The sequence below is a fragment of the Streptomyces sp. NPDC051976 genome (genome assembly GCF_040680795.1).
Taxonomy (GTDB): Bacteria; Actinomycetota; Actinomycetes; order Streptomycetales; family Streptomycetaceae; genus Actinacidiphila.
In genome coordinates, this window is sequence record NZ_JBFAXL010000028.1 from 30541 (window position 1) to 51915 (window position 21375).

19 protein-coding genes, 1 tRNA gene and 1 riboswitch are annotated in these 21375 nt (G+C 72.2%); of the genes, 13 read left to right on the forward strand and 7 right to left on the reverse strand.

Features of this window, described 5'->3' with window-relative positions; all coding sequences use genetic code 11:
- Positions 1-185 precede the first annotated feature (185 nt).
- A riboswitch (cyclic di-AMP (ydaO/yuaA leader) is annotated at positions 186-368 on the forward strand.
- Positions 369-370: 2 nt separating this feature from the next.
- From AB0M29_RS25555 to AB0M29_RS25585, 7 genes are all read left to right on the forward strand, one after another.
- Positions 371-1042: a transglycosylase family protein gene (locus tag AB0M29_RS25555; protein WP_365386421.1), complete on the forward strand. Its 672-nt coding sequence runs from the start codon at positions 371-373 to the stop codon at positions 1040-1042.
- A 189-nt stretch (positions 1043-1231) separates the two neighbouring features.
- Positions 1232-2512 (forward strand): phosphopyruvate hydratase, encoded by a 1281-nt coding sequence (gene eno, locus AB0M29_RS25560; protein WP_365386422.1) that lies wholly within the window; start codon positions 1232-1234, stop codon positions 2510-2512.
- A gap of 125 nt (positions 2513-2637) precedes the next feature.
- Complete coding sequence (locus AB0M29_RS25565; RefSeq protein ID WP_365386424.1) at positions 2638-3144, forward strand: septum formation initiator family protein; 507 nt, start codon at positions 2638-2640, stop codon at positions 3142-3144.
- Between the two features lie 52 nt (positions 3145-3196).
- Positions 3197-3745, forward strand: a complete 549-nt coding sequence (locus AB0M29_RS25570; protein WP_365386426.1) for a DUF501 domain-containing protein — start codon at positions 3197-3199, stop codon at positions 3743-3745.
- Positions 3742-4704: a Ppx/GppA phosphatase family protein gene (locus AB0M29_RS25575; RefSeq protein ID WP_365386427.1), complete on the forward strand. Its 963-nt coding sequence runs from the start codon at positions 3742-3744 to the stop codon at positions 4702-4704. Before AB0M29_RS25570 ends, AB0M29_RS25575 begins: the two co-directional genes overlap by 4 nt.
- Positions 4705-4999: 295 nt before the next feature.
- The gene (locus AB0M29_RS25580; RefSeq protein WP_365386429.1) at positions 5000-6394 is read left to right on the forward strand and encodes an NAD(P)/FAD-dependent oxidoreductase; all 1395 of its coding nucleotides are present in this window, start codon (positions 5000-5002) and stop codon (positions 6392-6394) included.
- Between the two features lie 146 nt (positions 6395-6540).
- Complete coding sequence (locus AB0M29_RS25585) at positions 6541-7863, forward strand: cyclopropane-fatty-acyl-phospholipid synthase family protein (protein WP_365386431.1); 1323 nt, start codon at positions 6541-6543, stop codon at positions 7861-7863.
- Between the two features lie 7 nt (positions 7864-7870).
- Here the strand turns inward: AB0M29_RS25585 and AB0M29_RS25590 are convergent, their stop codons facing one another.
- On the reverse strand, positions 7871-8650 hold the full coding sequence (locus AB0M29_RS25590; RefSeq protein ID WP_365386433.1) for an ABC transporter ATP-binding protein: 780 nt from the start codon (positions 8648-8650) through the stop codon (positions 7871-7873).
- Positions 8651-8964: 314 nt separating this feature from the next.
- On the opposite strand from AB0M29_RS25590, the gene AB0M29_RS25595 reads away from it, so the two are divergent.
- Positions 8965-9047: transfer RNA gene (locus tag AB0M29_RS25595), tRNA-Leu, on the forward strand.
- Here the strand turns inward: AB0M29_RS25595 and AB0M29_RS25600 are convergent.
- Positions 9029-9901 carry a bifunctional DNA primase/polymerase gene (locus AB0M29_RS25600; protein ID WP_365386435.1) on the reverse strand — a complete coding sequence of 291 codons (873 nt, stop codon included), beginning with the start codon at positions 9899-9901 and terminating at the stop codon, positions 9029-9031. The two genes, AB0M29_RS25595 and AB0M29_RS25600, sit on opposite strands and share 19 nt — an antisense overlap.
- A 216-nt stretch (positions 9902-10117) precedes the next feature.
- On the opposite strand from AB0M29_RS25600, the gene AB0M29_RS25605 reads away from it, so the two are divergent.
- Complete coding sequence (locus AB0M29_RS25605; protein WP_365386437.1) at positions 10118-11974, forward strand: hypothetical protein; 1857 nt, start codon at positions 10118-10120, stop codon at positions 11972-11974.
- Between the two features lie 159 nt (positions 11975-12133).
- A complete protein-coding gene (locus AB0M29_RS25610) occupies positions 12134-13024 on the forward strand; it encodes a Bax inhibitor-1/YccA family protein (RefSeq protein WP_365386440.1) in 891 nt (296 codons plus the stop codon).
- Between the two features lie 109 nt (positions 13025-13133).
- Here AB0M29_RS25610 and AB0M29_RS25615 read toward each other — a convergent pair whose 3' ends face one another.
- Positions 13134-13367 carry a DUF4287 domain-containing protein gene (locus AB0M29_RS25615; protein ID WP_365386442.1) on the reverse strand — a complete coding sequence of 78 codons (234 nt, stop codon included), beginning with the start codon at positions 13365-13367 and terminating at the stop codon, positions 13134-13136.
- Positions 13368-13489: 122 nt separating this feature from the next.
- Here AB0M29_RS25615 and AB0M29_RS25620 point away from each other — a divergent pair, with 122 nt between their 5' ends.
- Positions 13490-13825, forward strand: a complete 336-nt coding sequence (locus tag AB0M29_RS25620; RefSeq protein ID WP_365386445.1) for a hypothetical protein — start codon at positions 13490-13492, stop codon at positions 13823-13825.
- A gap of 42 nt (positions 13826-13867) precedes the next feature.
- On the opposite strand, the gene AB0M29_RS25625 is transcribed toward AB0M29_RS25620, so the two are convergent.
- From AB0M29_RS25625 to AB0M29_RS25635, 3 genes are all read right to left on the reverse strand, one after another.
- Complete coding sequence (locus AB0M29_RS25625; protein WP_365386581.1) at positions 13868-14596, reverse strand: hypothetical protein; 729 nt, start codon at positions 14594-14596, stop codon at positions 13868-13870.
- Positions 14597-14946: 350 nt separating this feature from the next.
- Positions 14947-16167 carry an acetyl-CoA C-acetyltransferase gene (locus AB0M29_RS25630; protein ID WP_365386447.1) on the reverse strand — a complete coding sequence of 407 codons (1221 nt, stop codon included), beginning with the start codon at positions 16165-16167 and terminating at the stop codon, positions 14947-14949.
- Positions 16168-16294: 127 nt separating this feature from the next.
- On the reverse strand, positions 16295-17446 hold the full coding sequence (locus AB0M29_RS25635) for an SGNH/GDSL hydrolase family protein (protein WP_365386449.1): 1152 nt from the start codon (positions 17444-17446) through the stop codon (positions 16295-16297).
- Positions 17447-17606: 160 nt separating this feature from the next.
- On the opposite strand from AB0M29_RS25635, the gene AB0M29_RS25640 reads away from it, so the two are divergent.
- Complete coding sequence (locus AB0M29_RS25640) at positions 17607-18992, forward strand: cystathionine beta-synthase (protein ID WP_365386450.1); 1386 nt, start codon at positions 17607-17609, stop codon at positions 18990-18992.
- A 444-nt stretch (positions 18993-19436) separates the two neighbouring features.
- Here AB0M29_RS25640 and AB0M29_RS25645 read toward each other — a convergent pair whose 3' ends face one another.
- Positions 19437-19859, reverse strand: a complete 423-nt coding sequence (locus AB0M29_RS25645) for a hypothetical protein (protein WP_365386452.1) — start codon at positions 19857-19859, stop codon at positions 19437-19439.
- A gap of 91 nt (positions 19860-19950) precedes the next feature.
- On the opposite strand from AB0M29_RS25645, the gene AB0M29_RS25650 reads away from it, so the two are divergent.
- Positions 19951-21297, forward strand: a complete 1347-nt coding sequence (locus AB0M29_RS25650) for an AMP-binding protein (RefSeq protein ID WP_365386453.1) — start codon at positions 19951-19953, stop codon at positions 21295-21297.
- Positions 21298-21375 lie beyond the last annotated feature (78 nt).

Genomic DNA, 21375 nt, shown 5'->3' on the forward strand with positions numbered 1-21375 from the left:
CGGAGCGCTGAAATCGTCCCGTCCGACCTGCGGATCTGTGCACCCGCTCAGTAGGGACCGTCAGATTCCGCTTGTGAAGGAGCTGTTTGTCCTTCCCGTGACCTGTGCATACGGTCATACCGCTCGCCACAGCGGGCCCTGTTGGTCGGGAACGCCGAGTCCTGCCGCCGACCGACGGGACAACAGACGCGAAAGCGCCGCAGGCAGGAGCGGGGGACCCAAGGTTCTTCGCCGGAGCCTCCCGTATGGCATGTGCGGGCGGACCGGCTCGGGGTGAAGCAACGGATACGTACCGCAGATACGGATCCAGCCGGGCAACTCACGCCCGAACCCGACAGCTGACCTCGCAGGCGTCGGTGAGGACACAACCATGGCTAAGCACCGTCGTGCCCGAAAGTCCACGCTCACCCGTATCGCCGCCGTCGCCGGTGTCGCCGGCACCGCGATCGCCGTGCCGCTCATAGGCGCCACCTCCTCCTCCGCCGCCAGCGTCGCCACCTGGGACGCGGTCGCCCAGTGCGAGTCCGGCGGCAACTGGCACATCAACACCGGCAACGGCTACTACGGCGGCCTCCAGTTCTCCCAGTCCAGCTGGGACGCGGCCGGCGGCCAGCAGTACGCCTCCCGCGCCGACCTGGCCACCAAGGACCAGCAGATCGCCATCGCCGAGAAGCTGCTCGCCCTGCAGGGCCCGAGCGCCTGGTCCTGCGCCTCCGCGGGCGGCCTGACCGCCGGTGGCCCGGCCCCCGACATCAACCCGGGCGGCACCTCCACCGCCGCGAAGCCGGCCGCCGCGTCGACCTCGACCAGCACCGCCAAGAAGGCCCCGGCCAAGCCCGCCGCCCCCAAGGCGACGCACCACCGCTGGTCGCACCACGCCACGGGCCACGGCGAGTACAAGGTCGTGCACGGTGACACCCTGTCGAAGATCGCCGCCGCCCACCACGTCTCCGGCGGCTGGCACAAGCTGTTCGAGATCAACAAGGACGTCGTCAAGGACGCCGACCTGATCTACCCGGGCCAGCAGCTCCACCTCGGCTGATTCCACGGCCGACCCGGGCCGCCTCACCGGCACCTCGGCCCCCCGGCCGGGCACGTACTCCCCCCGAGCGTGCCCGGCCGGGGTTTTCCGTCTCAGGGGTCGGGCTGGGTACCGGCGGCGGCCCTGAGGGCGGTTAGGCTCAGGTCGAAAAAAGACAGAGACATCTCAGAAGGACTGAAGGAGACACTCGTGCCGTCCATCGACGTCGTCGTAGCCCGGGAAATCCTCGACTCACGAGGCAACCCCACCGTCGAGGTCGAGGTCGGCCTCGACGACGGCAGCACCGGCCGTGCCGCCGTCCCGTCCGGCGCCTCCACGGGCGCCTTCGAGGCCCTCGAACTCCGCGACGGCGACAAGAACCGCTACCAGGGCAAGGGCGTGGAGAAGGCCGTTCTGGCGGTTATCGAGCAGATCGGCCCGGAGCTGGTCGGCTACGACGCCACCGAGCAGCGGCTGATCGACCAGGCGATGTTCGACCTGGACGCCACCCCGGACAAGTCCTCGCTCGGCGCCAACGCCATCCTCGGCGTCTCGCTGGCCGTCGCGCACGCCGCCTCCGAGGCGTCCGACCTGCCGCTCTTCCGCTACCTGGGCGGACCGAACGCGCACGTCCTGCCGGTCCCGATGATGAACATCCTCAACGGCGGCTCGCACGCGGACTCCAACGTCGACATCCAGGAGTTCATGATCGCCCCGATCGGCGCGGAGTCCTTCTCCGAGGCGCTGCGCTGGGGCGCCGAGGTGTACCACACCCTCAAGGGCGTGCTGAAGTCCCGCGGGCTGTCCACCGGCCTCGGCGACGAGGGCGGCTTCGCCCCGAACCTGGACTCCAACCGCGCCGCCCTCGACCTGATCATCGAGGCCATCAAGCAGGCCGGTTACGCCCCCGGCCAGGACATCGCGCTCGCGCTGGACGTCGCCGCCTCCGAGTTCTACAAGGACGGCAAGTACCAGTTCGAGGGCGGCGAGAAGTCCGCCGCCGAGATGACCGAGTACTACGAGGACCTGGTCGCCTCGTACCCGCTGGTCTCCATCGAGGACCCGCTGTTCGAGGACGACTGGGCGGGCTGGAAGGTCCTCACCGACAAGCTCGGCACCAAGGTGCAGATCGTCGGCGACGACCTGTTCGTCACCAACCCCGAGCGCCTGCAGAAGGGCATCGACAACGACACGGCCAACGCGCTGCTGGTGAAGGTCAACCAGATCGGCTCGCTGACCGAGACCCTCGACGCGGTCGAGCTGGCGCAGCGCAGCGGCTACAAGTGCATGATGTCGCACCGCTCCGGCGAGACCGAGGACGTGACCATCGCCGACCTGGCCGTCGCCACCAACTGCGGCCAGATCAAGACCGGCGCCCCGGCCCGCTCCGAGCGCGTCGCCAAGTACAACCAGCTCCTGCGGATCGAGGAGATCCTCGACGACGCGGCGGTCTACGCGGGCCGTTCCGCGTTCCCCCGCTTCAAGGGCTGAGCCCACTCAGCGGCACGGCGGGCCCGGCTCCCAGGGACAGGGCCCCCGCCTCCGTACGTCCCCGCACCCGGTCCCGTACCGTGGGCGGGGACGTACTGGCGTGGGACGGTGAGGGGTGAGACGGCGTGGGGGCGGATCGGTTCTCCACCTCGGCCCGGCTGAAGGCCATCGGCCAGGAGGCGCAGGCCCGGGTCTACCGGGCGGCGGCGGCCCGGCGCCCGGTGCGCCGCAACAAGCTCACCGGCCGCGCGGCGCTGCTCGCCCTCGTGCTGTGCGCCCTCGTGGTGGCCCTGGCCTACCCGATGCGGCAGTACATCGCCCAGCGCTCCGACATCGCCGACCAGCGCCGCGCGGCGCAGCAGGCGAAGGCCAGGGTGGAGCAGCTGCGCGAGCAGAAGGCGCGCTGGCAGGACCCGCAGTACGTACGGGCCCAGGCCCGCGAGCATCTGCACTTCGTGCTGCCCGGGGAGACCGGCTACAGCGTCGCCGACCCGACCCCCACCGGTGACGCCGCCGCCGAGCACCGGACGACGAACGACGCCGCCGCGCACCGCCCCTGGTACGACAACCTGTGGGACAGCGTCGACCAGACCGACGCCGGCGGGCACGCCGACGCGGCGGCACGACGCTGAGCGGCCGCCGCCCGGCGCCCCGCACGGACCCGCCCTCTACGTAGAACGGCCCATGACCAAACACCCCGAGCCCACCCCGCACACCCCGCCCACCGACGCGGACATCACCGCGTTCCGCGCCCAGCTCGGCCGCCCGCCGCGCGGCCTGCGGGCCATCGCGCACCGCTGCCCGTGCGGCAACCCCGACGTGGTCGAGACCCAGCCGCGGCTGGAGGACGGCACGCCGTTCCCGACGCTGTACTACCTGACCTGCCCGCGGGCCGCGTCGGCGATCGGCACGCTGGAGGCCGAGGGCGTCATGAAGACGATGACGGCCCGGCTGGCCGAGGACGAGGAACTGGCCGCCGCGTACCGCGCCGCCCACGAGGACTACATCGAGCGGCGCGACGCCATCGAGGTGCTGGAGGGCTTCCCGAGCGCGGGCGGCATGCCCGACCGCGTCAAGTGCCTGCACGTCCTGGTGGGCCACTCCCTGGCCGCGGGCCCGGGCGTGAACCCGCTGGGCGACGAGGCGATCGCGATGCTCCCCGAGTGGTGGGCCAAGGGCCCCTGCGTGCCCCTGGCAGCGGAGTCCTCCGAGGGTACGGGGGAGGGCGTATGACCACGCGGGTCGCGGCCGTGGACTGCGGGACGAACTCGATCCGTCTGCTGGTCGCCGATGTCGACCCCGGCACCGGGGCGCTCACCGATCTCGACCGGCGGATGCGGATCGTCCGGCTCGGGCAGGACGTGGACAGGACCGGGCGGCTGGCGCCGCAGGCGCTGGAGCGGACCTTCGCGGCGTGCCGGGAGTACGCCGAGGTGATCAGGGCGCACGGGGTGACGCCGGAGCGGACGAAGTTCGTGGCGACCTCGGCGTCGCGCGACGCGGAGAACCGGGACGAGTTCGTCCGCGGGGTGGTGGAGATCCTGGGCGTGGCGCCCGAGGTGATCAGCGGCGACCAGGAGGCCGAGTTCTCCTTCACCGGGGCCACCCGCGAGCTGACCGGCGCCGAGGGGCTGGAGAAGCCGTATCTGGTGGTGGACATCGGCGGCGGCTCGACGGAGTTCGTGCTCGGCGACGACACGGTGACCGCCGCCCGCTCGGTCGACATGGGCTGCGTCAGGATGACGGAGCGTCACCTCGTCCTGGACGGCGGCATGGTGGACCCGCCGACGCCCGAACGGATCGCGGCGATCACCGCGGACATCGACGCCGCGCTCGACCTGGCGGCCGCCACGGTCCCGTTGGAGCGGGCCCGCACCCTGGTGGGCCTCGCCGGGTCCGTCACCACCGTGGCCGCCATCGCGCTGGGCCTGGACGCCTACGACCCGGCGGTCATCCACCACTCCCGTATCTCGTTGCAGCAGGTCCGGGACGTCACGGGCCGGCTGCTCGCCGCCACGCACGCGGAGCGCGCGGCCATCCCCGTGCTGCACGAGGGCCGGGTCGACGTGATCGGCGCGGGCGCTCTGGTGCTGCTGCGGATCATGGAGCGGACCGGTGCCAAGGAGGTCGTGGTGAGTGAGCACGACATCCTCGACGGCATCGGCTGGCAGGCCGCTGAACAACCTTTGTGAAACTCTTCACATGAAGTTCCCGGCCCGAGGCCCGTTTTTCCAAGGCTTCGGGCCGCTCCACCCCCATGAATCCTCGGTCGTCCTACATTTCCGGCGTGTTGCGCGCACCTCAAGTGCGGCTGCACGGTAATCGATCGAGGCTGCTCAGCGGGGTAGGGGTCGTTCCGCTTGCGGCGGTGGAGTGTGCGAGGGGTCTTCGCCCTGGTCGCGAAACCGGGCAGGGTAGCACAGGGTGTCCAGTACCTTGTGAAGGGGCTCACGAGCACCCCCCGGATGGGTGCTGGATACTCGAAGCATGAGCACCACGGAGCGTCCACGGATCCTCGTAGTAGGCGGCGGTTACGTCGGCCTGTACGCGGCGCGTCGCATCATGAAGAAGATGCGGTACGGCGAGGCGACCGTCACAGTCGTCGACCCGCGCTCGTACATGACGTACCAGCCCTTCCTCCCCGAAACCGCCGCAGGCAGCATCTCCCCGCGGCATGTCGTCGTCCCGCTGCGACGCGTGCTGCCCGGGGCCGAGGTGCTCACCGGACGGGTCATGAACATCGACCAGGACCGCAAGGTCGCACTGGTCGAGCCGCTCGTCGGGGAATCCTACGAGCTGCCCTTCGACTACCTGATCATCGCGCTCGGCGCGGTCTCCCGCACCTTCCCGATCCCCGGCCTGGCCGAGAACGGCATCGGTATGAAGGGCGTCGAGGAGGCGATAGGGCTGCGCAACCACGTGCTGGAGCAGCTCGACAAGGCCGACTCCACGACCGACGAGGACGTCCGCCGCAAGGCGCTCACCTTCGTCTTCGTCGGCGGTGGCTTCGCGGGTGCGGAGACCATCGGCGAGGTCGAGGACATGGCCCGCGACGCCGCCAAGTACTACCCCAACGTGAAGCGCGAGGACATGCGCTTCATCCTGGTCGACGCCGCGGACAAGATCCTCCCCGAGGTCGGCCCGCAGCTCGGCCAGTGGGGCCTTGAGCACCTGCGCGAGCGGGGTATCGAGGTCTACCTCAGCACCTCGATGAAGTCCTGCGTCGACAAGCACGTGGTGCTCGCCAACGGCCTCGAGGTCGACGCCTCCACCATCGTGTGGACGGCCGGCGTGAAGCCGAACCCGGCGCTGGCCAAGTTCGGCCTGCCGCTCGGCCCGCGCGGCCACGTGGACACCGCCCCCACCCTCCAGGTGCGCGGCACGGACTACATCTGGGCCGCGGGCGACAACGCCCAGATCCCCGACCTCGCCGCCGGCGAGGGCGCCTGGTGCCCGCCGAACGCCCAGCACGCGCTGCGCCAGGCCAAGGTCCTCGGCGACAACGTGGTGTCCGGTCTGCGCGGCTTCCCGCAGCACGACTACAAGCACGCCAACAAGGGCGCCGTCGCCGGTCTCGGCCTGCACAAGGGCGTCGCGATGATCGTCTTCGGCAAGGCCAAGATCAAGGTCAAGGGCCGCCTCGCCTGGTACATGCACCGTGGCTACCACGGCATGGCCGTGCCGACCTGGAACCGCAAGATCCGGGTCTTCGCCGACTGGACGCTCGGCATGTTCCTCAAGCGCGAGGTCGTCTCGCTCGGCGCGATCGAGAACCCCCGCGAGGAGTTCTACGAGGCAGCCCGCCCGGCCCCGGCCGCGGCGACCGCCGTCTCCGCCCCGCGCAGCGGCGAGAAGCTCGGCGAGACCGCCAAGGCCTCCTGAGCCCCGCGCCTGAGCGCGACACCCGCAAGTCACACGCCTGAAGGGCGCCCGCCATCCGTGGTGCGGGCGCCCTTCCGGCGTAAGTGCGGACAGCCGCGGCGTACGGCTACACGGCGGGGGCGATTTTCAGTCGTACGCTCGGAAGCATGGCTGACGCGGCTCACCGTCTCTCCGAACTCGCCGAACACGCCCTCTCGTCGCCGTTCCCGCTGCGTGTACGCGCCTGGGACGGCAGCGAGGCCGGGCCGCCCGGCGCTCCCGCACTCGTCCTGCGGCGCCGCCGCGCCCTGCGCCGCGTGCTGTGGAAGCCCGGCGAACTCGGGCTGGCCCGCGCCTATGTCTCCGGTGATCTCGACATCGAGGGCGACTTCTACCAGGCGCTCGCACTGCTCGCCGGACTGGTGTGGGACCGCGGGGAGCCCGACGCCGGAAACGGCTTGATCGCGTCCTTGCGCCGCACCGCGTCGACCGTGCGCGACCCGGCGAACTACCGCCTCGCCCGGCAGGCCCTGGCCCTCGCCGGACGCGGACTGCCCCCCTCGCCGCCGCCCGAGGAGGTCCGCCGCCGCAGCGGCATCGCGCACACCAAGCGCCGCGACAAGGAGGCGATCGCCCACCACTACGACGTGGGCAACGACTTCTACGCGCTGATCCTCGGCCCCTCGATGGTCTACTCGTGCGCCCTGTGGGAGACGCCCGGGACCACCCTGGAACAGGCGCAGTTCGCCAAACTCGACCTCGTCTGCCGCAAGTTGGGCCTGCGGCCCGGGCAGCGGCTGCTCGACGTCGGCTGCGGTTGGGGCTCGATGGTGATGCACGCCGCCGAGCACTACGGCGTCCACGCCACCGGCGTCACCCTCTCCGCCGAGCAGGCCGCCTTCGCCCGCAAGCGGATCGCCGACGCCGGGCTGACCGACCGGATCGAGGTCCGCGTCCAGGACTACCGCGACGTGGCCGACGGCCCGTACGACGCGATCTCCTCCATCGGCATGGCCGAGCACGTCGGCAGCGACCGCTACCGCGCGTACGCCCGCACCCTGCACGCCCTGCTGCGCCCCGGCGGCCGGCTGCTCAACCACCAGATCGCCCGCCGCCCGCTGCGGGACGAGGAGGCGTACCGGGTCGACGGCTTCATCGACCGGTACGTCTTCCCCGACGGCGAACTCGCCCCCGTCGGCGCCACGGTCGGCTGGCTGGAGGAGGCCGGCTTCGAGGTCCGCGACGTCGAGGCGCTGCGCGAGCACTACGGCCGCACGCTCCGCGCCTGGGTCCGCAACCTGGAGTCCTCCTGGGGCGAGGCCGCCCACGCGACCACCGACGGCCGCGTCCGCGTCTGGCGCCTCTACATGGCCGCCTCCGCGCTGGCCTTCGAGACCAACAAGATCGCCGTCAACCAGGTCCTCGCCGTCCGTACCGCCCCGGACGGCACCTCCGAGATGCCCGCGACGCGCTCGGAGTGGCTGTCGTAGATACGCCCTAGGACGCGTCCTTCGGCGTACTGGCCGCCGTGATCGCCAGCATGCGTTCGAGGACGGAGTCGGCCGTGGGGGCGGGGAGGTCGTCGACGATGCGGCCGTCGGCGAGGAAGACGACGCGGTCGGCGTAGGAGGCGGCGACGGGGTCGTGGGTCACCATGACGATGGTCTGGCCGAGTTCACGAACGGAATTCCGGAGGAAGCCGAGGATCTCCGCGCCCGCCCGGGAGTCGAGGTTTCCGGTGGGCTCGTCGGCGAAGATGATCTCGGGCTGACCGGCGAGGGCGCGGGCCACCGCGACGCGCTGCTGCTGGCCGCCGGAGAGCTGCGCCGGGCGGTGTTTGAGGCGGTCGGCCATGCCGACGGTCTCGATCACGGTGTCCAGCCACCGGCGGTCGACCTTGCGGCCCGCGATGTTCATCGGAAGCGTGATGTTCTCGGCGGCGCTGAGCGTCGGTATCAGGTTGAAGGACTGGAAGACGAAGCCGATCTTGTCCCGGCGCAACTGGGTGAGCTGTTTGTCCTTCAGGGAGTTCAGTTCGGTGTCACCGATTCGGGCGGATCCCGCGGAGACGGTGTCCAGCCCCGCCATGCAGTGCATGAGGGTGGACTTGCCCGATCCGGAGGGACCCATGATCGCGGTGTACTCCGCGCGCTGGAACTCCACGGTGACGCCGTCCAGCGCCACCACGCGGGTCTCACCCTCGCCGTAGACCTTCGACAGGTCGGTGGCGCGGGCTGCCGCGGTCACGGCTCGGGGTGCGGTGGCTGGAGAGGTCATCTCCCCATCTTCCGCGCCGCCATTGGCTTGTGCATCACCCGATGGGTGCGGTCTTCGGGCCATCCTCCGGACGGTTTCAGCCGTCGGCCTCTCCTACCTGAGGATGACGGACGGCGTGTCGGGACGGTTGCGGAGAGCGATTTCACGTCACTTGTGCGTGGTGGCTGTTACTGCTGTGAAAGCCGCTGTGCTGCCGATAAACCCTGGAAACCGTACTGACGATCAGTCAGTAACCCCTAAAATAAGACAACATGGCCAGTTGTGCGCCATGTTCAGAACCCCCAACACGGATACGCTTTTCCCGCGCCCCGAAGGCCCGGATGGTGGAACGCAGACACGGCGAGCTTAAACCTCGCTGCCCCAGGTGGGCGTGCCGGTTCAAGTCCGGCTCCGGGCACTTTCACCCGTTCTGCGATCCGCCGACGCCACCGTGGCCGCGGCCTCCCTCTCGCTCAGCCCGGTGTGCACCGCGGCCGTCACCAGCGCGGGTGCCAGCGCCTCGCCGATACCGGCGTCGTACGCCCGGCAAGCGGCCCAGAACAGCCGCCCGTTGCGCTCCCCTTCCCGCGAGTCCAGCACGAACCGCACGAGTGCGGCCGCGCGCTTCTCCGCCGGGTGGCGCGGTGCCGGGCCCGGCCTCGGCGGCGGCGGTGGCGGCGCGGTCAGCCCCAGCAGCGCGGGCGGCGCCGGGGCGAGCGGGTGCGCGGCGGTGCCCGGCGCCAGCAGATAGCGGCCCGCGACCGTACGCGAACCGGGGCCGACCACGTAACCGCCCTCGCCGCGGACGTCGATGCCGGGTGCGAGCCGGCCCGCCGAGTTGGGGACCGGGCCCGAGGCGGTCAGCCACAGATGGCGGCCGCCGCTGGGGGTGAGCACCGTGATGGTGTCGGGGATCGCGAAGCCGTGGGCGCCGCACAGGGCGCGCAGCGCCGCCACCCCGTCCGCGTCGTGCTTCACGTCGAGGTCGAGGCCGATCAGGTGGTGCGGGGCCCGGCCGCAGGCGATGCCGTAGCCGGTCGCCCAGGGCGCCGCGGCGAACAGCGCGCGGATCCGGGGCGGGTCGGTGCTCGCGTCGTACACCCCGTGCCCGGGGCGCCCGCACTCGCCGCGGCAGGCGCTGGCCCGCGGCTCGTCGCGGTGCGGGGAGCGGATGGCGGGCAGCTTGGTGCGGGACAGCGGCAGTACGGGCAGTCCCCTGGCCGCGATGACGAGGGCGGCGTGCAGGGCGCGGGTGTGATCGGGGCGTGGCATGGCCGGCTCCCTGATGTTCGAACGCGTGTTCGTCTGCACTCCTCAGTGATACCGCGCCCGGCCGCGACCGTCCACCGCACACGGCTGCGGTTCGGGTCACAGCCGTGACACCCCCGTTGCCTTCGCACAGCCGCGCGAGGACTACGGTCGCCTCGTTGTCCGAGTCCGGCCCCGCGGTGGCCGGTGCCGCGACTAAGGGGCGGGGGAACGCGAGAGATGGACGAACTGCACGCGGGGGACGCCGAGCTGTGCGCGGGCGGCGGCGGTGACGAACGGCTGGCCGCCGAGGGGGAGACCGCGCTGGCCCGGCTGATCATGGACGGCGGCGACCTGCCGCACGCGGCGAGCCACCTGGGCAACGCCATCGCCATCGACCCGCGGCTGCCGGAGACCCATGAGGCGCTGGCCGAACTCGCCGCCCGCGCCGGCGGTCCGCACGCCGCGCTCGACCTGTTCCCGCTCGACCGCCCCTTCATCGGCGCCGTCGTCTGCCGCGCGCACCTCCAGGCCGCCCGCGGCGAGTGGGCCGAGGCCGTCGGCCTGATCGCCGCCGCGGTCCGCGCCGAGTACGACCGCCCCTGGTCGCATGTCGCCTGGTTGACCCAGGACGCGCTGCCCGCCCTGCTGCCGCCGCACGTCATGACCCAGGCGCTGGCCCGCGCGGTCGGCGGCGCGCTGCCCGACCCGGTGCCGGAAGCGGCCCGCGAGGCGCTGCGCCCCTTCTACGACCTGACCCGCGCCGTCGTCGAACGCCACCCCGGCGAGGCGCAGCTGGCCGCCATCGGCTCCGGACTCGCCCGCCGCTTCGGCGACACCGACCGGGCCATCGCCTGGGCCGAGCAGGCCCGCCGGGTCCAGCCGGGCCATGTGCCCAGCGTGATGCTCGGGTACGCGCTGCGCGCCGCGGGCCGCCCCGACGACGCGCTGGGCGTGTGGGAGGAGGAGATCGCCAGGGACGCCTCCGACCTGTCCCTGACCGTCGACATCGCCGAGCTGTACGCCACCACCGGCCGCCCGGAGCGCGGCCTGGTGTGGGCCGAACGCGCGGTGGCGGCCGACCCAGGCCACCCGCAGGCGGCCCCCGCCGTGCACGGCGTCCGCTACGCCGCCGACGGCGACCCCGCGCACCTGCTGGCGCTCGTCGACCATCTGCGGGCCCACCCCGACCACCCCTACGCGGCCACCGTGCTGGCCCGGCACAGCGAGTGGCAGCCCTGGCTCGGCGCGGTCGACGGCGCCACCGAGGCGACCGTCAACGTGCTGCACCAGATCCTGGAGAGCCCCGCGGCGGAGTCCTCCCGCGACCACGAGGTCGCACTGTCCGCCTCGATGATCGAACCCCCCAGCGCCACCCTGGCGTTCCTGCTGGCCTTCCCCAAGGGCGAGGTCACGCAGGCGAGCGTCGGCGACCCCGACCCGCGGCTGCCCGCGCGCCCCGGCCGTGTCCAGGTGTGGCGGTACGAGGACCGCACCGCGCTGCCCGCCGTCCCGCCGCCCTCTCCGGAGGCCGCCCAACTCGTCCAGGACACCGCCTCGGTGAGCTGGCCTCATCTGCCCGCCGCGTACGACCACGCCGTCCGGCTGTCGGGGCTCGCGCTCGGCGACCTGCTCGGTGTGCTGGTCCACCCGCCGCTGCCCGCCGACGACCGGCACGGCGCCTTCCTGCGCGACCACCGGCCGGAGTTGTGGGTACGGGCCGTGCAGACCTTCGCCTGCCTCGGCATCGCGCACCACCGCGCCGACCAGCCGTGGGAGGACTCCGAGCGGCGCGCCGTGCTGCTCGACCTGCTGTTCGGGCCGGAGGACTGGGTCACCGAGACGGCCGCCCTCGCCATGGTGGCCACCGCCTGGGTGGACCCGGCGGTACGCGCCGACGTCGGGCTGCGGGTGACCGAGCGGATGCTGGACGCGGCCACGGCGTACCGGACCCGCGAGGTCACCATCCTCGGCTCGCTCTGCCGTCTGGTGCTGCTCTGCCCCTGGCTCGACGACACTTACACCGGCCTCGCCCGTGACCTGCTCGCGCGGGTGAACGACCGCGGCACGCCCGCCGGGGGAGCGGAAGCGGAATGACGCGGATGACAAGAGGGTTACGTCACGCAGTACGCGAAGAAGGACACGTGACTGAGGGGTCGTCTCGGGGGAAGATCCTCCTCCAGGCGTAGCACGGCTTTTTTGCCAAGCCATTACTCTGGATGCGAAGTCGCAGCAACGCGGCCATGGAGGAGTGAAATGAGGAGCAGCAACCCGGTCTTCTCCCGGCGGGGATTCACCCGCGGGGACTCGTATGCCGGATTCGGTGCGCAGAACGCCCAGGGCGCCCAGCAGGGTGGCAACCCCTACGCGCAACAGGCCGGGAACCCCTACGCCCAACCGCAGGGCGGGAACCCGTACGCGGGCCAGCAGCCCCTCACGCCCGAGCAGATGGAGCAGATGTACGCGGGGCCGGCCGCCGGGCCCGCGCAGACCGGCCGGATGACGATGGACGACGTCGTCATGCGGACCGCGATGACGCTCGGCACCGTGGTCGTCGGCGCGGTGCTCGGCTGGTTCGCGCTGCCCGACCACCTCGGCCTCGCCGTCGGCGCCGCGCTGGTGGCCTTCGTCCTGGCGATGATCCAGTCCTTCAAGCGCACCCCGGTGCCCGCGCTGATCCTCGGTTACGGGATCTTCGAGGGCGTCTTCCTCGGCGTGCTCAGCAAGGCGTACAACGACCAGTGGCAGGGCGCGCCCGTCCAGGCCGTGCTCGGCACCATGGCCGTCTTCGCGGGCATGCTCATCGCGTACCGCACCCGGCTGATCCGGGTCACCGCGCGCTACCAGCGGATCGGGATGGCCATCGCCATCGGCTTCCTGGTGGCCATGGTGGTCAACCTGCTGTTCTACGCCTTCGGCAGCAGCGACGGCCTGGGCCTGAGCACCGGCCCGCTCGGCATCGTCTTCTGCCTCATCGGTATCGGCCTCGGCGCCTTCTTCCTCTCGCTGGACTTCAAGCAGATCGAGGACGGCATCCGCTTCGGCGCCCCGCAGCAGGAGTCGTGGCTGGCCGCGTTCGGCCTGACGCTCTCCCTGGTGTGGATCTACCTGGAGATGCTGCGCCTGATCTCGATCCTGCGCGACTGACCCGACCGCCGTACGGCACCCGGCAGTTGAACGGGCCGCCCGGAAGCGCACACCGCTTCCCGGCGGCCCGTCGGCGTGTGTGGGTGGTGAGGGTGGTGAAGGGGCGGGGCTACAACAGGTTCCGTGCGGCCCGCCGCAGGTCGTACTCGTGGACGAGGGCCTTGGCGTGCCCGTAGGACAGGGCGTGCTCGCTGCGGAGCCAGCTCACCTTTTCGTCGAAGCGGAGGAACGAGGGTCCGTCCGCGAGGGCACGCAGCCAGTCGCTGACCTCACGGCCGGTGCAATGGGGGATGCGGTCGATCAGATTCCGGTGGGTTTCCTCGGAGAAGTGCGTTTGGTACATCGGCGCCTCCGGTATGTGGTCCGGTCACCCCACCGTGCCCGAGCCGTCGGGTGTTGGCAACCATCACGAACGTACGGATATCGGTGCGAGCCGGGACGGCGCGCCCCGGTAGGGTCACCGTCATGCCCGATCCCAGCCCCTCGGCCAGCCCGCTGCGACCCTCCGTCGAACGCCTCGCGGGACGCCTGCGGGCCCTCCCGCAGCGCCGGCTCCAGGCGGGCGCCGCCGCCGAAGGGCTGGCGCTGGCACGGTGGTTGGCCCTGCGGGCGCAGGAGCTTGAGTTCCCCGGACGGCAGCCGTACGAGATGCCGGACGACGGCGTCTTCACCGTCGGTGACCAACTGGAAGTGGCCGGAAACGACTTGGCGGCGGCCCTGGAGGCCGATCCGGAAAAAACCGCGCAGGTGCTCGCCGAGGCGCTGCTGCGGGTGACGGCGGCGGCGGACGCGATCGGCTGATCGGGCGACGCGCTCAGGGCGTCCGCGCCGCGGCGGGGTCAGTCAGAGCGAGGCGACGACCCGGTCGGCCAGGACGTAGACGCTCTCGTCGCCGTAGGCGAAGGTCAGGGCATAGGCGCCCGCTATCGCGGAGCCGCCGCGCAGGACGGGCACCTCGCCGCGGTCCAGCGCCTCGGACAGCTGCACCGCGGTCTCGCGGTGGCCCGGGGTCATACAGAGCGTGGTGCCGTCGGCGAAGACGTACACGTCCAGCGTGCCCAGCGGGCCGGGGCGGACGTCGGAGAGCGGGATCTGCCCGTCGGCGAGGTCGGCGAGCCGCTCGGCGGTCTGGTCCTGGGAGGCGACGACCGGGGACGGGGCGAAGTCGGGGCCCGCGGGGTGCGGGATGGCGCCCGGCGCCGGAAGGGTCACCTCGGGTGCCTCGGGCTCGCCGGTCTCGACGCCCGCCTCCAGGCCCGCGAAGTCGGACTGCCGGGGCAGGTAGGGCAGCACCGGCGGGACCTCGTAGTCGGACAGGCCCGCCAGGCCGCCCAGGTCGCTCGTGGAGGGGGCGCCGGTGCCGAAGAGGCCGCCGCGGAAGCCGCTGCCCTCTCCGGCGGTCTCACGGGCCTCCTGCTCGGCCCAGAAGGCGCGCGCCTCGGCCAGCTCCCGCTCCCGCTCGTCGGCGAGCGCGTCGGCCACCGCGGACCTGATGTCGGCGGCGGACGCGCGCGGACCGGGCAGGCACAGACCTGCGAGGTCCTGGCGCAGGGCGGACAGCTCGCGGCGCATGCCGCGGGCGGAGAGCAGGGCGACGGAACCCGCGGCCACCGCGATCCCCGCGGCGACCAGCAGGACGGTGAAGTTGGCACTCACTGACGTTCTCCCGACTGATACGACCCGAGCGGTGCCCACCTGGACGGTGGACGAAACTTCCCCCACTCATCACTTTGCAGGTAAACCCCTGGCCTGTGCAGCGCGGAACGTCACGAATTATCCGGGTCTGAGGACCTGGGCTATTCGGGTAGACGTCATCTGACCTGCGAAAACACATCGCCCCCAAGAAAAATCACATCTTGGGGGCGATTTCCTTGTGACGTACCTCATAACGCTGCGTTACGGAGTCATCCGGGCGCAGTGTGTTATGAGAGCCGCTCGATGACCATCGCCATGCCCTGGCCGCCGCCCACGCACATCGTCTCCAGGCCGAACTGCTTGTCGTGGAACTGGAGGCTGTTGATCAGGGTGCCGGTGATGCGGGCGCCGGTCATGCCGAAGGGGTGGCCGACCGCGATGGCGCCGCCGTTGACGTTCAGGCGGTCGAGGTCGATGCCCAGGTCGCGGTAGGAGGGGATGACCTGGGCGGCGAACGCCTCGTTGATCTCGACCAGGTCGATGTCGCCGATGGACAGCCCCGCGCGGGAGAGCGCCTGCTGGGATGCCTCGACCGGGCCGTAGCCCATGATCTCCGGCGACAGGCCGGACACGCCGGTGGAGACCACCCGGGCCAGCGGGGTGATGCCCAGCTCGCGGGCCTTGGTGTCGGACATGATGACCAGCGCGGCGGCGCCGTCGTTGAGCGGGCAGCAGTTGCCCGCGGTGACCGTGCCGTCGGGGCGGAAGACCGGCTTGAGGCCCTGCACGCCCTCCAGGGTGACGCCCGCGCGCGGCCCGTCGTCCTTGGCGACCACGGTGCCGTCCGGCAGCGTCACGGGGGTGATCTCGCGCTCCCAGAAGCCGTTCTTGAGCGCTTCCTCGGCCAGGTTCTGCGACCGCACGCCGAACTCGTCCTGGTCCTGGCGGGTGATGCCCTTGAGCGCCGCCAGGTTCTCCGCCGTCTGGCCCATCGCGATGTACGCGTCCGGCACCAGCCCGTCCTCGCGCGGGTCGTGCCATTCTCCGCCGCCCTGCTCGGCGCGCGTCTGGGTACGGGCCTCGGCCTCGGCGAACAGCGGGTTGCGCGTGTCCGGCAGCGAGTCGGAGTTGCCCTTGGTGAAGCGGGAGACCATCTCGACGCCCGCCGACAGGAAGACGTCGCCCTCGCCCGCCTTGATGGCGTGCAGCGCCATCCGCGTGGTCTGCAGCGACGAGGAGCAGTAGCGGGTGACCGTGCAGCCCGGCAGGTGGTCCATGCCCATCTGCACGGCCACGATCCGGCCCAGGTTGTGGCCCTGCTCGCCGCCCGGCAGGCCGCAGCCCAGCATCAGGTCGTCGATGTCGCGCGGGTCGAGCTGCGGGACCTTGGCCAGGGCGGTCTGGATGATGGTGGCTGCCAGGTCGTCCGGACGCAGGTCCTTCAGCGACCCCTTGAAGGCGCGTCCGATGGGCGAACGGGCGGCAGAGACGATGACGGCTTCGGGCATCGCGACACTCCTCGTCGAGGCTGCGGGATTCTCAGGACTCTCAGGGAAGTTACCTGTACGTATCGCAGCGAGTCATCAGACATCGACTGTGATGCGGGCCTCTTTCTGAGCGCTTGCTTACCTCGTCCTACCCCGCGCCGCCCCGTCCTACCCCCCCGCCGCGGCCGCCGCCGGTACCCGCCGCGCGGCCGGTGGCGCGGGCCGCCTCGCCGCCGCGGCCGTCCGTCCGGCCGTCGCCCGGGGAGCCCTCGCCGGAAGACCCCTCGCCGTGGCCGTGCGGGACCCACGCGGGCAGCCGGTGCCGCCTGCGGCGCTTGATGAGCGCCCAGCGGCCGCGCGGCCCGGAGACCGTGTCCTGCGCGGAGGTGACCTCGGTGCCGCCCTCCGCCGCCGCCTCGGCGGCCGCCTGGGCGACCGGCAGGAAGCCCTCGCCGCGCCGCGCGTCCGGCCGCTCGTCCGCCTCCGGCCACAGCCCCAGCGCGGCGCACAGCGTCGGCAGTACGGCCATGGCGGCCGTCGCGTACCCCTCGGCCGACGGGTGGAAGTTGTCGGGGCCGAACAGCTCGCGCGGCCTGGCCTCGAACTCCGGCCCCAGCAGATCGCCCAGCGAGACCGTACGGGCGCCCAGGCCCACCACCGCGATGGTCTGCGCGGCGGCGAGCTGGCGGCTCACCCGGCGGGCCAGATAGCGCAGCGGCTGGTAGACCGGCTCGACGGAGCCCAGGTCGGGGCAGGTGCCGACGACCACCGCGGCGCCCGCCCCGCGCAGCCGGCCCACGGCGTCGGACAGCAGCCGCACCGAGGTCGCCAGCGGCATCCGGTGCGTCACGTCGTTGGCGCCGATCATGATCACCACCACGTCGGGCGCGGGTGTCTCCGGCGCGAGTATCAGCGTCACCTGGCGCTCCAGGTCGTCGGACTTGGCGCCGGGGTTCGCCACGTTCACCAGCTGCACCGGGCGCTCGGCGACCGCGGCGAGCCCCGAGGCGAGCAGCGCGCCCGGGGTCTCCCTGGCCCGGCGCACCCCCTGGCCCGCGGCCGTGGAATCGCCCAGGAAGCCCAGCCGCAGCGGTTCCTCGCCGGTCCGGTGCGCGAACGCGGAGCCGTAGCGGCCGTCCGCCCGCGGTGGGGTCCCGGCGCTCCCGCCGCCGACCATCCGCTTCGCCAGCCGCGCCTCCGTCAGCAGCACGCCGATGGCGGCGCCGCCCAGCAGGCTGATCCCCCCGCCGCCGAACGCCGCCGCTGTCGCGATCCGCCGCGCCACCCTCGCCCTCGACATCGACACCGCTCACCTCCACCTACCACTCGGTACAAGAAGCTGTTGCCCGTTCGGGCCGCCTCACCAACGTCAACGCTGTCCGCAACGTCCACGTTTCCCCCGGCTCCCCGGGAGTGCCTCTAGGCTGACCCCACCATCACGGAGAACCCGGAGACACACGGTGCAGTTTCACGACTCGATGATCAGCCTCGTCGGCAACACCCCGCTGGTGAGACTCAACAGCGTGACCGAGGGCATTCAGGCGACCGTCCTGGCCAAGGTCGAATACTTCAACCCCGGCGGTTCGGTGAAGGACCGCATCGCGCTGCGCATGATCGAGGCCGCGGAACGCAGCGGCGACCTCAAGCCGGGCGGCACCATCGTGGAGCCCACCTCGGGCAACACGGGTGTGGGCCTGGCCATCGTCGCCCAGCAGAAGGGCTACCACTGCGTCTTCGTCTGCCCGGACAAGGTGTCCACGGACAAGATCAACGTGATGCGGGCGTACGGCGCCGAGGTCGTGGTCTGCCCGACCGCCGTCGACCCCGAGCACCCCGACTCGTACTACAACGTGTCGGACCGGCTGGTGCGCGAGACGCCGAACGCGTGGAAGCCCGACCAGTACAGCAACCCGAACAACCCGCTGTCGCACTACCACTCCACCGGCCCCGAGCTGTGGGAGCAGACCGAGGGCCACATCACGCACTTCGTGGCGGGCGTCGGCACCGGCGGCACCATCTCCGGCACCGGCCGGTACCTCAAGGACGCCAGCGGCGGCCGGGTGCAGGTCGTGGGCGCCGACCCCGAGGGCTCGGTCTACAGCGGCGGCTCCGGCCGGCCGTACCTGGTCGAGGGCGTCGGCGAGGACTTCTGGCCGGAGGCGTACGACCGTGACGTGGCCGACGAGATCGTCGCCGTCTCGGACAAGGACTCCTTCCAGATGACGCGCCGCCTCGCCAAGGAGGAGGGCCTGCTGGTCGGCGGCTCCTGCGGGATGGCGGTCGTCGCCGCGCTGGAGGTCGCCAGGCGGCTCGGCCCCGACGACGTCGTGGTGGTGCTGCTGCCGGACAGCGGGCGCGGCTATCTGTCGAAGATCTTCAGCGACGAGTGGATGAGCTCGCACGGCTTCCTCGACGAGAGCGGCGGCGCCCGGGTCGCCGACGTGCTCGGCCACAAGGACGGCGGCATCCCGCAGCTCGTCCACATGCACCCGGACGAGACGGTCGGCCAGGCGATCGAGGTGCTGCGCGAGTACGGCGTCTCGCAGATGCCCGTCGTCAAGCCGGGTGCCGGGCACCCCGACGTGATGGCCGCCGAGGTGATCGGCTCGGTCGTGGAGCGCGATCTGCTGCACGCGCTGTTCACCAAGCGGGCCAACCTCGACGACCCGCTGGACAAGCACCTGTGCCCGCCGCTGCCGCAGGTCGGCTCCGGTGAGCCGGTCGCCGACCTGATGAACGTCCTGGAGAGCGCGGACGCGGCGATCGTGCTGGTGGAGGGCAAGCCCACCGGTGTCGTCAGCCGCCAGGACCTGCTGGCCTACCTCGCCGGGCACGGCGGCGCCTGAAGTCCGCCGCCCCCGCCCGGACTTGGCCCGGGCGGGGGTTCGCGGAACTGGTACACCCACGTCACGTCCGCGCAGCACGCGCTTAACACGCGTCCGGCAGATTGTGCGTTGTCGGCACCACGGACCCTCCGGAGCGGCTCCCGGACCCCTGGTGACCCCGACCCCGGACGCCCCGCCAGGTCCCGGCCCGGCCCGCGTCCACCACGGGAACCGCCGTCGTCCCGCCCCCCGGCCCCCCGGGCCGGGGGTGCGGCGGTTCCCGTGTACCCCCCTTTTTTGAGCGCTCTCGCCTCCGGTCGCTTAGACCCGGTGTCGACAGTCGACCGTGCTCGACCCCTCGTTCCTCGGGGACTCCGCGCGCTCTCCTTTTCGACACCGGCGCGACCTTTGGCTCGATCGCGACCCGGGGGGAGGGAACCGGGCGAGTTGCCCGGGAGAAGACGCCTAAAAGGCATCCCTGTCGTCGTCGGACTTGTCCTTGGGGGTCAGGAAGCCCGTGAGGCCCTGGGCGATGTTGACGCCGACGATGCCGGCCCAGGTGATGAAGAGGCCCGCGGTGCCCGCGTTGACGGCGCCGATGGCGGACAGCGGGATCGCGGCGATCATCGTGAAGCCCGCGAAGCCGTAGCGGGCGAAACGCGCGCTGGGCTGGGGCGGGCCGATGGGGCGGCGGTCGGCGCGGGCGAAAGAGGTCTGCTGCTGGGCCAGTTCGCGGCGCACACGCTGCTCGACACGGCTGTCGACGCGTTCTGCCACCTTGTCCATGAACGAGTCGACCAGCTCCGACTCGTACTCCGCCCCGAGGTCCTTGCGGGCCTGCAGCGTGGCGGAGAGTTCCTTGTTGAGTTCCGGGTCGCGGGCGTCCATACGGACACCGTACGGAGGGCGGGGGGTGGGCGACACTGGGGATAGCCCCCGTTTTCCTCAGGGGGACAGCCGTCGCGAGGAGGATTCCCCCATGCCGCAGCCGTCTGCCGTCCCGCTGCTGACCGCGCTGGACGGGGGAGGGGACCGGGCGGACGCGGTGACCGTGGACGGTCGGTCGTGCGCGTACGAGGAGCTGCTGGGCGCGGCCGGGGCGGTGGCCCGGCGGGTGGCCGGGGCCGGGGCCTTCGCCGTGGAGGCGACCGCGTCGCTGGAGACGGTGGCCGCCGTGGTCGGCGGGCTGCTGGCCGGGGTGCCGGTGGTGCCGGTGGCGCCCGACGCGGGCCCGGCCGAGCGCGACCACATCCTGCGCGACTCCGGGGCCCAGGTCGTGCCGGTGGACTTCGCCGAGCGGGCGGACTTCAGCGGCCCCGAGCCGGACCCGCGGGCACCCGCCTTCGTGCTGTACACCTCGGGCACCACCGGCCCCCCGAAGGGCGTACTGCTCTCCCGGGCGGCCGTCGCCGCCGACCTGGACGCGCTGGCCGCCGCCTGGGAGTGGACCGCGCAGGACACCCTGGTGCACGGCCTGCCGCTGTTCCATGTGCACGGCCTGGTGCTCGGCGTGCTCGGCGCCCTGCGCACCGGCAGCCGCCTGGTGCACACCGGGCGGCCCACCCCGCAGGCGTACGCGGCGGCCGGCGGCAGCCTCTACTTCGGGGTGCCGACGGTCTGGCACCGGGTGGTGCGGGACGAGGCCGCCGCCCGCGCGCTGGCCGGGGCGCGGCTGCTGGTGTCCGGCAGCGCCCCGCTGCCCGCACCCGTCTTCCGCGACCTGCTGGCGCTGACCGGGCAGGCCCCGGTGGAGCGGTACGGCATGACGGAGACGCTGATCACGGTCAGCGCGCGGGCCGCGGGCGAGCGGCGGCCCGGCGCGGTGGGCACCCCGCTGCCGGGGATCACCACCCGGATCGCGGAGTCCGCCGACGGCATCGGCGAACTGCAGCTCCAGGGACCGACGCTGTTCGACGGCTACCTCGGGCGGCCGGAGGCGACGGCCGCCGCGTACACCGCCGACGGCTGGTTCCGTACCGGCGACATCGCGGCGATCGACCCGGACGGCACCCACCGGATCGTCGGCCGGGCCTCCACCGACCTGATCAAGTCCGGCGGCTACCGGATCGGCGCGGGTGAGGTGGAGAACGCCCTCCTCGACCATCCGGCGGTACGCGAGGCGGCCGTGGTGGGCGCCCCGCACGCCGACCTGGGGCAGGAGGTCGTCGCCTATGTGGTGGCCGACGGGGTGACCGCCACCGAACTGACGGACTTCGTCGCGGCCCGGCTCTCGGTCCACAAGCGGCCGCGTACCGTCCGCTTCCTGGCCGAGCTGCCGCGCAACGCGATGGGCAAGCCGCAGAAGCGGCTGCTGCCGCCGGTGTGAGGGCCCGCCGGGCGGCGCCCGGTCTTGCGAGGACTGCATATCGTCATGCAGAGTCAGGTGGCGATGAATAGTGGCCGG